The organism is Polaribacter sp. 20A6 (assembly GCF_011378915.1).
Taxonomy (GTDB): domain Bacteria; phylum Bacteroidota; class Bacteroidia; order Flavobacteriales; family Flavobacteriaceae; genus Polaribacter; species Polaribacter sejongensis.
The window spans coordinates 28451-42749 of sequence record NZ_WTPZ01000012.1; the positions used below are offsets into that span (position 1 = coordinate 28451).

General features: G+C 32.3%; 9 protein-coding genes. 8 read left to right on the forward strand and 1 reads right to left on the reverse strand.

The window, feature by feature from the left end; genetic code table 11:
• Positions 1-14 precede the first annotated feature (14 nt).
• Positions 15-1277 carry a threonine ammonia-lyase IlvA gene (gene ilvA, locus GQS57_RS17575; RefSeq protein ID WP_165734286.1) on the forward strand — a complete coding sequence of 421 codons (1263 nt, stop codon included), beginning with the start codon at positions 15-17 and terminating at the stop codon, positions 1275-1277.
• Between the two features lie 169 nt (positions 1278-1446).
• Positions 1447-3039, forward strand: a complete 1593-nt coding sequence (locus GQS57_RS17580) for an NADP-dependent glyceraldehyde-3-phosphate dehydrogenase (RefSeq protein ID WP_165734287.1) — start codon at positions 1447-1449, stop codon at positions 3037-3039.
• A gap of 74 nt (positions 3040-3113) precedes the next feature.
• On the opposite strand, the gene GQS57_RS17585 is transcribed toward GQS57_RS17580, so the two are convergent.
• The gene (locus tag GQS57_RS17585) at positions 3114-3941 is read right to left on the reverse strand and encodes a universal stress protein (RefSeq protein WP_165734288.1); all 828 of its coding nucleotides are present in this window, start codon (positions 3939-3941) and stop codon (positions 3114-3116) included.
• Positions 3942-4116: 175 nt separating this feature from the next.
• On the opposite strand from GQS57_RS17585, the gene rimP reads away from it, so the two are divergent.
• The 6 genes from rimP (at position 4117) to GQS57_RS17615 (ending at position 14293) form a co-directional block, all read left to right on the forward strand.
• Positions 4117-4578: a ribosome assembly cofactor RimP gene (gene rimP / locus GQS57_RS17590; protein ID WP_165734289.1), complete on the forward strand. Its 462-nt coding sequence runs from the start codon at positions 4117-4119 to the stop codon at positions 4576-4578.
• Positions 4579-4590: 12 nt separating this feature from the next.
• Positions 4591-5847 carry a transcription termination factor NusA gene (nusA, locus tag GQS57_RS17595; RefSeq protein WP_165734290.1) on the forward strand — a complete coding sequence of 419 codons (1257 nt, stop codon included), beginning with the start codon at positions 4591-4593 and terminating at the stop codon, positions 5845-5847.
• A 60-nt stretch (positions 5848-5907) separates the two neighbouring features.
• Complete coding sequence (infB, locus tag GQS57_RS17600; protein WP_165734291.1) at positions 5908-8796, forward strand: translation initiation factor IF-2; 2889 nt, start codon at positions 5908-5910, stop codon at positions 8794-8796.
• A gap of 199 nt (positions 8797-8995) precedes the next feature.
• Positions 8996-9529 (forward strand): DUF2911 domain-containing protein, encoded by a 534-nt coding sequence (locus GQS57_RS17605; protein WP_165734292.1) that lies wholly within the window; start codon positions 8996-8998, stop codon positions 9527-9529.
• A gap of 131 nt (positions 9530-9660) precedes the next feature.
• Positions 9661-13020 (forward strand): class I tRNA ligase family protein, encoded by a 3360-nt coding sequence (locus GQS57_RS17610; protein ID WP_165734293.1) that lies wholly within the window; start codon positions 9661-9663, stop codon positions 13018-13020.
• Between the two features lie 178 nt (positions 13021-13198).
• Entirely contained in the window at positions 13199-14293 is a 1095-nt protein-coding gene (locus GQS57_RS17615) for a HesA/MoeB/ThiF family protein (protein WP_165734294.1), read from the forward strand.
• Positions 14294-14299 lie beyond the last annotated feature (6 nt).

The window sequence follows — 14299 nt, forward strand, 5'->3', positions numbered from 1 at the left end:
TTTACATTTGATCGATGCAAACAAACCAAATTTATTATCCAACTTTAGAAAGTGTAAAAGAGGCTTTAGAAAACTTAAAAGGTGTCGCTTTTGAGACGCCGCTTAGTAAAAACTTTAATTTATCAAAAGAGCTAGCAGCAACCATTCTTTTTAAAAGGGAAGACTTGCAGGTGGTGCGTTCTTATAAGATTAGAGGAGCATATAATAAGATGTCTTCTTTAACTTTAGATGAAAAACAGCGAGGAATTGTTTGTGCAAGCGCTGGTAATCATGCACAAGGAGTTGCTTTGTCTTGTAAGTTATTGCAGATTAAGGGAACTATCTTTATGCCGTCTCCAACACCAAATCAAAAAATTAACCAAGTAAAAATGTTTGGTGAAGATTTTATTGAAATTGTAATTGAGGGAGATACTTTTGATGATGCTTCTGATGCAGCAAAAATAGAATGTGATTCAAAAAAGAAAACTTTTATTCACCCTTTTAATGATCAAAAGGTAATAGAAGGTCAGGCAACGGTTGGTTTAGAGGTTTTAAATCAAACTAAAGAGAAAATAGATTATGTTTTTGTGCCTATTGGCGGTGGAGGTTTGTCTGCAGGATTGTCTTCTGTTTTTAAATACCTATCACCAGAAACAAAAATAATTGGTGTTGAGCCAGAGGGAGCTCCTTCTATGCTGACATCTCTTCTGAATAAAGAAAATACTACGCTAGATAAAATTGATGCTTTTGTGGATGGAGCTGCTGTAAAGAGAGTGGGTGATTTAAATTTTGCTATTTGTCAGCAAAACCTAACTGAAGTAATTACAGTTCCCGAAGGTAAAATATGTCAGACTATCTTAGATTTGTATAACAAAGATGCCATTGTAGTAGAGCCTGCAGGTGCATTAAGTATTGCTGCTTTAGATTTTTTTGCTGATAAAATAAAAGGAAAGAATGTAGTCTGTGTAGTTAGTGGTAGTAATAATGATATTACAAGAACTGCAGAAATTAAAGAACGTGCATTACTGTATGCAAATCTTAAGCATTATTTTATAGTAAAGTTTCCACAAAGAGCAGGGGCGTTAAAAGAATTTGTAGTAGAGATTTTAGGTCCTAATGATGATATCACTCATTTTGAATATACCAAAAAGAATAACAGAACAAATGGGTCTGCTGTGGTTGGTTTAGAGTTAAAATCTTCTCAAGATTTAGCTCCTTTAATTGAAAGAATGAAAGAAAATAATTTCTTTGGCGACTACCTAAATGACAAGCCAGATTTATTTCAATTTTTGGTATAATTACATTGCATATTTAAATTATAATAAAAATAGAACCTCGAAAACCATTTCGTGTTTAAAAGTGTAAATGAGGTGTTATACAGTTATTTTTAGTTAATTTTGGACTATAAATAATTAAACTATTTATTTTTAATTATTATTTTTTTTATACAATTTATAAAATTAATTTATGAAGAAACAATTTACAGAGATTCCAGAAGCATATAAGATAACATCACTATTGCACCAAAAAACATATTTAGTTAGTGGTGAGTTAAAAGAGTGGAAAGGTGAAACTACAGAAGTATATTCTACAATTTCATCAACAAAAGAATACAAACCAACCTTATTAGGTACTGTTCCTAATTTAACAGGAGAAGAAGGTTTAGAAGCATTAAATTCTGCTTATAGAGCTTATGATAAAGGGCAAGGTTTATGGCCAACAATGCGTGTTGCAGACAGAATTGAATGTATGGAGGAGTTTGCGGAGCAAATGAAAACCAAACGAGATGAAGTTGTAAAACTGCTAATGTGGGAAATAGGAAAGGCATTACCAGATTCTGAAAAAGAATTTGATAGAACCATCGAATATATCTACGATACTATTGAAGACTATAAGCAAATGGATAGAGATTCTGCTAAGTTTGAAAAAAGTAGTGGAGTACATGCACATATTAGACGTGGTCCTTTAGGTGTCGTTTTATGTTTAGGTCCTTATAATTATCCTTTAAACGAAACGTTCGCCTTGTTGATTCCTGCATTAATTATGGGAAATACAGCTGTTTTTAAACCTGCAAAACATGGAGTTTTATTATTATCTCCGTTGTTAGAGGCTTTTCAAAATAGTTTTCCAGAAGGTGTGGTAAATATCATTTATGGTAGAGGTAGAGTTTTAGCAACACCTATCATGAAAACAGGTAAAGTAGATGTGTTGGCCTTAATTGGTAATAGTAAATCTGCAAATGCAATTCAAGCAAATCACCCTTTTAAAAACAGATTACGTTTGGTATTAGGTTTAGAAGCTAAAAATCCTGGAATCGTATTGCCGGACGCAGATTTAGATTTGGCAATAGATGAATGTCTTTCTGGAGCAACTTCTTTTAACGGACAACGTTGTACTGCTTTGAAAATTTTATATGTACATGAACATATTGTAGATAAATTTAACAAACGATTTGCAAAAAGAGTTGATGCATTAAAATTTGGAAATCCATGGGAAGACGGTGTAAAGTTAACGCCTCTACCAGAACCAGAAAAACCAGCATATATTCAAGAATTAATTGACGATGCGACTTCTAAAGGAGCAAAAGTGATTAATAAAAAAGGAGGTAAAACTTCTGAAAACTATATTTTTCCAGCTGTTTTATATCCAGTATCTAAAGATATGAGAGTTTTTAAAGAAGAGCAATTTGGACCAGTAACGCCTATTGTTTCTTTTAAAAATATTCAAGAGCCTTTAGATGATATGGCAGAATCTAACTACGGACAACAAGTAAGTGTTTTTGGTAGTGAAGTAAAAACTTTGGCACCGTTAATTGATACTTTGGTTAATTTAGTGTGTAGAGTGAACTTAAATAGTGCGGCCCAAAGAGGTCCAGATGCATATCCGTTTACGGGAAGAAAAGACTCTGCAGTGTCAACTTTAAGTGTACATGATGCTTTGCGTTCTTTTTCTATTAGAACGTTTGTAGCCTCTAAAGATACACCTTACAACAATGCTATTTTAGAAGAGTTGTTAGATAAAAAGGCATCTAATTTTATAAGTACAGATTATCTTTTGTAAAAAAAAGATTGAAATTATATATTTAAAAAACCTCCAATTTTGGAGGTTTTTTATTTTTGAAACCTATCTAAAAATTAAACCTTAATTGTTAGCATAGGTTTTAAAGCGTTTTTAGTCAGGTTTTTAATAACACTACCTGTAAATAAATGAGCTAACCCACTTCTACCATGAGTACTTAAAGCAATTAAGTCCGCATTAACGTCTTTAGAAAAGTTTAAAATGCCTTTTTCTACTGAAACATCACTGTACACGTTTATTTTATGTTTTGGTAAATTGTAATCAGAAATAAAATCTTTTATTTTTTGTTTTGCTTCCGAAGTTGATTGAAAGTTTGCGGGAGTATTTATTTTTAGTAAATGAATATTGCTATTAAAAATTTTTGAAAAATCGACAAACTTACCAAACACTTCTTTATTCTCTTCTTTGAAGTTAGATGCGAAAACTAAATTTTTTAATTTGAACTTTTTACTGTCTTTTTTTACAACAATAACTGGTCTTTTAGAATTTCGTACTACTTTTTCTGTATTAGAGCCAATAAGCATTTCTTCTAGTTCAGAATGACCTTTAGAACCCATTATTATTAAATCTGTATCAATTTTATCGGCATATTTTTGTATGCCCTCAAAAGGATTGTTTAGTTTTATAAAATATTTAACATGGGTGTCTTTGCTAAAAAAGTTCTCTTTAAATTCTAGTACCTTTTCTCTAACTTTTCTTAAATACAACATGCTTTCAGGAATACTAAATTTACTTCCAGATCCCATGTCTGTAATACCCTTAGGAAGTTCTATTAAATGAATAAGATAAACGGTGGCCTTTGTTTTTGCTGCTATTTTTTCGGCCATTTTACATGCGTATTCAGAAGTTTTTGAAAAATCTATTGGGACTAAAATTTTTTTCATAGTACAACAAATTAGAGGTTAAAGTGATTGTATATAAAGTTACAAAAAATAATTGACTTAAACTTAGTTTGGTAAATCCCAAACATTTAGTATATTTGCACCGAAATTTACAATAAATGGAGAAGGAAGGGGACTAAAGAGTCCCCTCTTTTTATATTTTATTTTAGGATTTAAAATGGACCAAACCAAAGTAAGAAATTTAGTAGAGGAAGCACTGGCCGAGAATGAGTCGTTATATTTGATAGATTTGTCTATCTCAGAAAACAACAAAATTCAGGTTACAGTAGATGGTGATAATGGTGTTCCTTTAAGTGAATGCATTAGAATTAGTAAAAGTGTAGATGGTAATTTTGACAGAGAAGAAGAAGATTTTTCTCTAGAGGTTTCTACACCAGACATATCGCATCCACTAAAAGTGAAGAGACAATATATTAAAAACATCAATAGAATACTTAAAGTAAAAACTTCTGAAGAAGAATTTGAAGGGACTTTGGTAGAAGCGGATGAGGATAAAATTGTTTTAAATTGGAAAGCAAGAGAGCCAAAGCCAATAGGTAAAGGGAAGGTTACTGTAACAAAAACAGCAACTTTAGCCTATAAGGATATTATAGAAGCAAAAGTGAAGATTGTATTTTAAGCAAAAAATGTAATGGAGAATATAGCATTAATTGATTCGTTTTCAGAATTTAAAGATAACAAGAGTATAGACAGAGTAACATTAATGTCTATTTTAGAAGAAGTTTTTAGAGCTGCCCTAAAACGTAAGTTTGGTTCGGATGATAATTTTGATATAATTATTAACCCAGATAAAGGAGATTTAGAAATTTGGAGAAATAGAGTTGTTGTTGCAGATGGTTTTTCTGAAGATGATAATGAAGAAATTGAATTAGCGGAAGCAAGATTAATTGAGCCAGATTTTGAAATTGGTGAAGATGTATCTGAAGAAGTTAAGTTGATAGATTTAGGTAGAAGAGCTATCTTAGCATTACGTCAGAACTTAATTTCTAAAATTTATGAACACGATAGTACAAATATCTTTAAACAATTTAAGGATTTAGAAGGCGAGTTGTATACTGCCGAAGTACATCACATTCGTCACAATGCAATTATTTTGCTTGATGATGAAGGAAACGAAATTGTATTACCAAAAAGTGAGCAAATCCGTTCAGACTTTTTTAGAAAAGGAGATTCTGTAAAAGGAATTATTAAAACGGTAGAATTAAGAGGAAACAAACCAGCGATTATCTTATCTAGAACATCGCCTGTTTTCTTAAATAAATTATTTGAGCAAGAAATTCCAGAAGTTTTTGATGGTTTAATTACTGTTGAAGGAGTTGCAAGAATACCAGGAGAAAAAGCAAAAGTAGCGGTAGATTCTTATGATGATAGAATAGATCCTGTTGGAGCTTGTGTTGGTGTTAAAGGTTCAAGAATTCATGGTATTGTACGTGAGTTAGGTAATGAGAATATAGATGTTATTAACTATACCAAAAACGAGCAGTTATTTATTTCAAGAGCATTAAGTCCTGCAAAAGTGACTTCAATGGAAATAGAAATGTTTGAAGAAGAACGAAATGGTAAAAAAGGACGTGTAAGCGTTTTATTAAAACCAGAAGAAGTTTCTAAAGCAATTGGTAGAGGTGGTGTAAATATTCGTTTGGCAAGTGAGTTAACAGGTTACGAAATAGACGTTAAGAGAGAAGGTCTAGAAGAAGAAGACGTAGAGTTAACAGAATTTGGAGACGAAATTGAAGATTGGGTTATTGCCGAATTCAAAAAGATTGGTTTAGATACTGCTAGAAGCGTATTAGAAACTAGTGTTGCAGAGTTGGTAAAAAGAACCGATTTAGAAGAAGAAACAATTACGGATGTTCAAAAAATCTTGAAAGAAGAATTTGAGGACTAAGTATAGTAAAGAAGTAACGTAAAAAGCATATTTTTACAAGTATAAAGTTAAAAAGAATATATGTCTGTAGGCAAAACAATGAGGCTTAATAAAGTTTTAAGAGAATTAAACATTTCTCTTGATAGAGCAGTCGAATATTTAGCGGGAAAGGGTCACGAAATAGAATCGAGGCCAACCACTAAAATTACGGGTGACGTCTATCAAGTTTTACTTGATGGCTTTGAAAAAGATGCTAATAAGAAAGCAGCATCTAAAGAAGTTGGTGAAGAAAAACGAAAAGAGAAAGAAGCTATTCGTTTAGAGCATGAAGCTAAATTAGAGAAGAAAAGAGCGGAAGAGGTTAAGAAGGAAGAGGTTTTAAGAGCCAAAGCAGATAAATTAGAGTTTAAGACTGTTGGTAAAATCGATATTGATAATATTGGTAAAAAACCTGCTGAAAAAGTTGAAAAGGTAAAAGAAGAACCTGTAGAGGTTGTTGCTGAACCTAAAGCTAAAACAGAAGAGCCTAAAGTTGAAGAACCTAAAGTAGTAGCAGAAGCACCAGTTGTAGAGACTAAAGCAGAAGCTTCTAAGGAACAAGAAACTCCGGTTGTTGAAAAACCAGTTGAAGAAAAACCAAAGGTGGCTGCACCAGAGGTTAAGAAATCTGTTTCTGAAATAGAAAAAGAAGTTTCTAAAGTTGGTGATAAACCAAAAGGGAAAAAAGACGCTTCAAAATCAGAAGAGAAAGCTGAAGAGGTTACTGCAGAAAATGCAGAAGCTATTAAAACGCAATATAAAAAATTAGACGGTCCTAATTTTACAGGTAAGAAAATTGACTTAAAACAATTTGAAAGACCTAAGAAAAAGAAACCTGAACCTAAAAAAGATGCAAACGCAGACAAGAAGAAACGTAAGCGTATTGTAACTAAAGCTGGTGCACCAGGTTCTGCTACGGCAAGACCAAGTAGACCAGGTCAAGGAAATAGAGCAGGTGGAAGTAGACCTCCATTTAATAGAGGTGGTAGAGGTGCCGCTAGACCAGCAGCAGTTAAAAAAGAAGAACCAACTGAAGCAGAAATTCAAAAACAAGTAAGAGAAACACTTGAGAAACTGCAAGGAAAATCTTCTAGAGGAAAAGGAGCAAAATACCGTAGAAATAAAAGGGATGCCCATAGAGAACATTCTGATGCTGAGTTAGAAGCTCAAGCATTAGACAACAAAATCTTAAAAGTAACAGAGTTTGTTACTGTAAGTGAAGTTGCAACGATGATGGAAGTACCTGTTACAAACATTATTTCTGCTTGTATGTCTTTAGGTATGATGGTAACAATGAATCAGCGTTTAGACGCAGAAACATTAGTTATTGTTGCTGAAGAATTTAACCACAAAGTAGAATTTGTTGGTGCAGAAGTAGAAGAGTCTATAGAAGAAGTAGTTGATAAACCAGAAGATTTAGAAAATCGTGCGCCAATTATTACGGTAATGGGTCACGTAGATCATGGTAAAACATCTTTATTAGATTATATTAGAAAAGCAAATGTTATTGAAGGCGAAAGTGGAGGGATTACACAGCATATTGGTGCGTACTCTGTAAAAGTTGGAGATCAAAAAATAGCATTTTTAGATACACCAGGTCACGAGGCGTTTACAGCAATGCGTGCACGTGGAGCTCAGGTAACGGATTTAGTTATTATTGTAGTTGCAGCAGATGATGATGTAATGCCGCAAACTAAAGAAGCAATTTCTCATGCGCAAGCAGCGGGAGTGCCAATTATATTTGCAATCAATAAAATTGATAAACCAAATGCAAATCCAGATAATGTAAAAACGCAATTATCTCAAATGAATTTGTTGATAGAAGAATGGGGTGGTAACATACAGTCTCAAGATATCTCAGCAAAACATGGAACAGGTGTTCCAGAATTATTAGAGAAAGTTTTATTAGAAGCTGAAATTTTAGAATTGAAAGCAAATCCTAATAAAAATGCAGTTGGTGCAGTAGTGGAAGCATTATTAGATAAAGGTAGAGGATATGTTTCTACTGTATTAGTACAAGCTGGAACTTTAAAAATTGGAGATTACTTGTTAGCAGGTAAACACAGTGGTAAAGTAAGAGCAATGTTTGATGATAAAGGAACTAATTTAAAAGTTGCAGGTCCATCAACACCAGTATCTATTTTAGGTTTAGACGGAGCGCCACAAGCTGGAGACAAGTTTGTAGTATTTGATGATGAAAGAGAAGCAAAACAAATTGCTTCTAAACGTTCTCAATTACAACGTGAGCAATCTGTAAGAACTCAGAAAACATTAACGTTAGATGAAATTGGACGTAGAATTGCGTTAGGAGACTTTAAAGAATTAAACATTATCTTAAAAGGAGATGTAGATGGTTCTGTAGAAGCTTTAACAGATTCTTTCCAGAAACTATCAACAGAAGAAATTCAAGTAAATATTTTACATAAAGGTGTTGGAGCCATTACAGAAAGTGATGTGTTATTAGCAACAGCTTCAGATGCAATTATTGTTGGTTTTAATGTACGTCCGCAAGGAAATGCAAGAGCAGTAGCCGATAGAGAAGAAGTAGATATTAGAACATATTCTATTATTTATGCAGCTATCAATGACTTAAAAGACGCCATGGAAGGAATGTTATCTCCAGAAATGAAAGAAGAAGTTACTGGTAATGTAGAAATTAGAGAAATCTATAAAATCTCTAAAGTTGGTAACATTGCAGGTTGTATGGTAATGTCTGGTAAGATTCAAAGAGATTCTCAAATTAGAATTATTAGAGACGGAATTGTAGTGCACGACGGAACTTTAACAGCGTTAAAACGTTTTAAAGATGATGTTAGAGAAGTTACAAAAGGATTCGATTGTGGTATTCAAATTAAAAACTATAATGATATTATAGAAGGAGATGTAATTGAAGCTTACAAAGAAGTAGCAGTTAAGAAGAAATTGAAATAATAATTTCAAAACTTAGATATAAGATCGAGATTTCAGCATGCTGAAATCTCGATCTTTTTTTATGCCAATAAATTTAATCAGTCGTATTGCTGTTTATTTGGTATTATACTTATTTTAGTATAAATAATCATAAACTTTTGTAAGGTTTTTACTTTTAAGAAGACTTGAATACTAATATTATAAATAAATATAACAAACCATGAAAAAATCTATTTTATCAATTGCAATTTTTGCTATTACATTAATTAGTTCAACAGGAACAAATGCACAAGACTTTAAAGGTTTAGATAAAAGCCCAATGGATGGTGCTGCATACCCAAGTAGTTACAAAATTTCAGACAAAGTTGTAAAAGTAACTTACGGAAGACCACAGTTAAATGGAAGAGAATTAAGTAAATTAGCTCCTGTTGATGAAGTTTGGAGAACAGGTGCAAATGAAGCTGCAGAAATTACTTTTTACAAAGATGTTGTTTTTGGTGGTAAGGATGTAAAAGCAGGAACTTATACGTTATTTACAATTCCTAAGACAGAAGGAGATTGGGTTGTAATTTTAAGTACTGCAAAAAATGTTTGGGGATCTTATTTTTATAAAGAAGACCAAGATGTTGTTAGAGTACCAGGTACGGTTTCTACATCAGACAAAAATATAGAAGCGTTTTCTATGATGTTTGCAGACGATATGACTTTAAAAATGGGATGGGCTAATACAGTTGTTTCTGTTTCTATTAAATAATTTTTATTAAGAAATAATTGAAACCGTCTAAAGAAATTTAGACGGTTTTTTTATGTCATTTAATTTAAAGAAATGAATTTCTTGCTTACAAAGAATAAACGTAAATTTGTGCACTTTAATAAAAGAATCAAATGCAATATAATCACTTAGATATAGAAAAGAAATGGCAAAAATTTTGGGCAGAGAACCAAACTTTTAAAGCCAGTAATGAATCGGAAAAACCTAAATATTATGTTTTAGACATGTTTCCTTATCCATCCGGAGCAGGTTTACATGTTGGGCATCCTTTAGGATATATTGCCAGTGATATTTATGCACGTTACAAGCGCCATAAAGGTTTTAATGTATTGCATCCGCAAGGATATGATTCTTTTGGTTTACCAGCAGAACAATACGCAATTCAAACAGGTCAGCATCCTGCAAAAACTACAGAAGATAACGTAGAAACATATAGAAGACAATTAGATACTATAGGTTTTTCTTTTGATTGGAGCAGAGAAGTAAGAACTTCTAGTCCGGAATATTATAAATGGACTCAGTGGATTTTTATTCAATTGTTCAATTCTTGGTATAATAAAGATTCGGATAAAGCAGAAGATATTTCTACTTTAGAAACAATCTTTAAAAAAGATGGAAATGCAACTGTAAATGCTGTTTGTGATGAAGAAATTAAAACTTTTTCTTCGGATGAATGGAAAGCCTTTTCAAAGAAAGAACAAGAAGAAATTTTATTACAATACCGTTTAACATTTTTGTCGGATACAGAAGTAAATTGGTGTCCTGCTTTAGGAACGGTTTTAGCTAATGATGAAATTGTAAATGGCGTATCAGAAAGAGGAAGCCATCCTGTTGTTCGTAAAAAGATGACACAATGGTCTATGAGAATTTCGGCATATGCCCAACGTCTTTTAGACGGATTAGAAAAAATAGATTGGCCACAGCCTTTAAAAGATTCTCAAACCAATTGGATTGGACGTTCGCAAGGAGCAATGGTTTCTTTTGATGTTGATAATGGTGCTAAAAATACTTTTTCCGATGTAAAATTAACTTACAAAGAATTAGAAGCGTTAAAAGAATTACGTCAGAATTTATCGAAAGCAGAGGTAATTCTTTGGGATGAATTAAAGAATAAAAAAGGAGCTTCAAAATTTAGAAAAAAATATACAATTGGTACTTTTTTAGTTGATTATGTATGTTTAGCAAAAAACTTAATTGTTGAATTTTCTGGAAAGGAAGATGAAGAAGCAAGAACAGCATTTTTTAACAACGAAAGTTTTAATGTTGTTCGTTTTAAAAACGAAGAAGTAGTTGAAAACGTTCTTAAAGTTGTTGCGGCAATTAATACAGCAATTCAATTTCCAAAAAAGATTGAAAAAACAGCTGAAAAGGAAGTTGTAGCTAAAGACGAAAATCAATATAAAATTGATGTTTTTACTACAAGACCAGATACAATTTACGGAGTAAGTTTTATGACATTGGCTCCAGAACACGAGTTGGTTTCTAAAATTACTACTGATGCTCAGAAGGCAGAAGTTGAAGCATATATTACTGCTACAGCAAAACGTTCTGAACGTGATAGAATGGCAGATGTAAAAACTATTTCTGGTGCTTTTACTGGTGCGTATGCAATTCACCCTTTTTCTGGTGAAAAAGTGCAAATTTGGATTGGAGATTACGTGTTAGCAAACTACGGAACAGGAGCAGTTATGGCTGTGCCTTGTGGAGATCAGCGTGATTATGATTTTGCAAAACACTTTGGAATTCCGATTCCTAATATTTTTGAAGGTGTAGATATTTCTGAAGAAGCGCATACTGGAAAAGACGGAACAAAGATTGCAAATTCAGACTTTTTATCAGGATTAAAATATAAGAAAGCATTAAAATTAGCCATTTTCGAAATGGAAAAACGTGGCTTTGGTTACGGAAAAATAAATTATAGATTACGTGACGCTGTTTTTAGCAGACAACGTTATTGGGGAGAACCTTTCCCTGTTTATTATAAAGATGGAATGCCACAAATGATTGATGCAGAACATTTGCCAATCGTATTGCCTGAGGTAGAAAAATACTTACCAACGGAAGATGGAAAACCACCTTTAGGAAATGCAACAGAATGGGCTTGGGATTCTCGTGGAAAGAAAGTTGTTTCTAACGATAAGTTAAAAAACAAAACAGTTTTTCCTTTAGAATTAAATACAATGCCAGGTTGGGCAGGTAGTTCTTGGTATTTTAACAGATACATGGATGCTACAAACTCTAATGAGTTTGCAAGCAAGGAAAACTTAGATTACTGGAAAGAAGTAGATTTATATATTGGAGGATCTGAACATGCAACTGGGCATTTATTATATGCTCGTTTTTGGCAAAAATTCTTGTTCGATAAAGGGATTGTACCTGTAGATGAGTTTGCAAAAAAACTAATTAATCAAGGAATGATTTTGGGAACTTCTGCATTTGTTTACAAAGCAACAGCTTTTGTAAAGAATGGTTGTGGTTGTTCTGATGAAAAATCTATGGATGATGTTTTAGAGAAAATACCAACTGTATTTGTGTCTAAAAATGCCTTTAATTCTGATGATGAATTTGAAACGGTTGTTAAAAATTACTTGTTAGATAATAAATTCTTAGATCCTAATTTTGCTGATTTAGTAATGATTACTAAAACGGCTTTACATGCAGATGTTTCTTTAGTAAATGCTTCTGATGAGTTAGATGTAGACGGTTTTAAAAATCATGCTTTAAATGCTGATTATAAAAATGCTGAATTTGTTCTAGAAGACGGAGCTTATAAGGTAGGACGTGAAGTAGAAAAAATGTCTAAGTCTAAATACAATGTGGTAAACCCTGATGCTATTTGTGAAGAATACGGAGCAGATTCATTACGTTTATTCGAAATGTTTTTAGGCCCTTTAGAGCAAGCAAAACCTTGGAAAACTTCTGGTATTTCTGGAGTTTCTTCTTTTTTAAAGAAATTATGGAAACTATACTTTAACGAAGAAGTATTTGAAGTATCTGATGCAGCAGCAACTAAAGATGAACTTAAAACATTACATAAAACCATTAAAAAAGTAGAAGACGATATAGAGAATTTCTCTTTTAACACTTCGGTTTCTACCTTTATGATTGCCGTAAACGAATTAACTGCTTTAAAATGTAATAAACGTGCAATATTAGAACCTTTAGCAATTTTGGTTTCTCCTTATGCACCGCACATTGCAGAAGAATTATGGAGTTTATTAGGTAATACTGAATCTATTTCTACAGCAGATTTCCCTGTTTTTGAAGCAAGTCATTTAGTGGAAAGTGCTAAGAATTACCCTATTTCTTTTAATGGAAAAATGCGTTTTACGTTAGAGCTTCCTTTAGATTTATCTAAAGAAGAAATAGAAAAAATAGTAATGGAAAACGAGAAAACAATTGCTCAATTAGAAGGTAAAGCTCCTAAAAAAGTAATTATCGTTCCTGGTAAAATTATAAACATAGTTATCTAAAGGCGCAGCTATTTTAGGTATTAGCTTGTTTGTAGTTTGTTTTGAAAACTAAGATTAAAATACAAGTTGTCATTTCGAAATGAGCTTTTTTAGGCGATTGAGAAATCTAATAAAAATTAAAAAGTCATTACAAAATTATTTGTAATGGCTTTTTTTATTTAACTATCTTGTCCTCTTAATGAAAGTAACAAAAAATCAACTTTTTAAAAGACAAATTACTTTGTCTGAAATTGGTGAAGTCGGACAAGGAAAATTACAAAAATCAAGTGTTTTAGTAATTGGTTGTGGCGGATTAGGAAGTCCGATTGCGGTGTATTTAGCCGCTAGTGGTATCGGTAAAATTCATTTAGTAGATTTTGATACTGTAGATATTTCCAATTTACATAGGCAAGTCTTTTATTGTTTAGATGATGTAGATAAACCCAAAGCAGCAGTTTTATCAGAATTTATAAAAAAGAGAGCTCTTTTTACAGAAGTAGGTTTCACTAACAAACCAATTACAAAAGAGAATGTTTTTGAGTTGATTAATCAATTTGATATTGTTGTAGATGGTACAGATTCTTTACCAACAAAATACTTATTAAACGATGCTTGCGTTCTTAAAAAGAAACCTTTGGTTTATGGCTCTTTGTATAAGTTTGACGGTTATGTAGCAAGTTTTAATGTTTTGCAAGAAAACGGAAGTTATTCTGCTAATTTAAGAGACGCTTTTCCGGAAATGGCTACCGATGTTCCCAATTGTTCAGAGGCAGGCACAATGAACTCTATTGTTGGTATGATCGCAACGCAACAAGTAAATGAAGTTTTAAAGTTGATAACAGGGGTAGGAAAACCCTTAGCAAACGAATTGTTGATTTACAATTCACTTCAAAATACACAATTGAAAATGAAGTTAAAACCAACCGTTTTAAAAGATAAGATTGCTAAATTATTTGAAGTACAAACGTATTTTGATGCAGTTTGTGAGCTTCAAAATAAGGATTGGCAAATATCATCAGAAAAGTTAAAAGAACAATTGTCGGTTGGAGAGCAGTCGAGAAGTTTAGAGTTAATAGCTGTTTTACCCAATTTGAAATTGCCTTTTAAGGTGGGGCAAACAATTCCTATTCAAGAGTTTGATGTAGATACTATTCAGGTAGATTTTAATAAAACCTATGTAATGGTTTGTCAAAGAGGTTTTAATAGTTACAAAGCAACCAAAATGTTAAAAAAGAAATACCCAACACTTAAGGTTTTAAGTTTGTTTGGTGGAATTTCTAATTATAATAAATAATATTAG

Excerpts from the sequence above, each read along its gene's own strand:
- infB (WP_165734291.1), top strand. The coding sequence starts at position 5,908 with ATGTCTGTAGGCAAAACAATGAGGCTTAATAAAGTTTTAAGAGAATTA.
- nusA (WP_165734290.1), top strand. The coding sequence starts at position 4,591 with ATGGAGAATATAGCATTAATTGATTCGTTTTCAGAATTTAAAGATAAC.
- GQS57_RS17580 (WP_165734287.1), top strand. The coding sequence starts at position 1,447 with ATGAAGAAACAATTTACAGAGATTCCAGAAGCATATAAGATAACATCA.
- GQS57_RS17610 (WP_165734293.1), top strand. The coding sequence starts at position 9,661 with ATGCAATATAATCACTTAGATATAGAAAAGAAATGGCAAAAATTTTGG.
- ilvA (WP_165734286.1), top strand. The coding sequence starts at position 15 with ATGCAAACAAACCAAATTTATTATCCAACTTTAGAAAGTGTAAAAGAG.
- rimP (WP_165734289.1), top strand. The coding sequence starts at position 4,117 with ATGGACCAAACCAAAGTAAGAAATTTAGTAGAGGAAGCACTGGCCGAG.
- GQS57_RS17615 (WP_165734294.1), top strand. The coding sequence starts at position 13,199 with ATGAAAGTAACAAAAAATCAACTTTTTAAAAGACAAATTACTTTGTCT.
- GQS57_RS17585 (WP_165734288.1), bottom strand. The coding sequence starts at position 3,941 with ATGAAAAAAATTTTAGTCCCAATAGATTTTTCAAAAACTTCTGAATAC.
- GQS57_RS17605 (WP_165734292.1), top strand. The coding sequence starts at position 8,996 with ATGAAAAAATCTATTTTATCAATTGCAATTTTTGCTATTACATTAATT.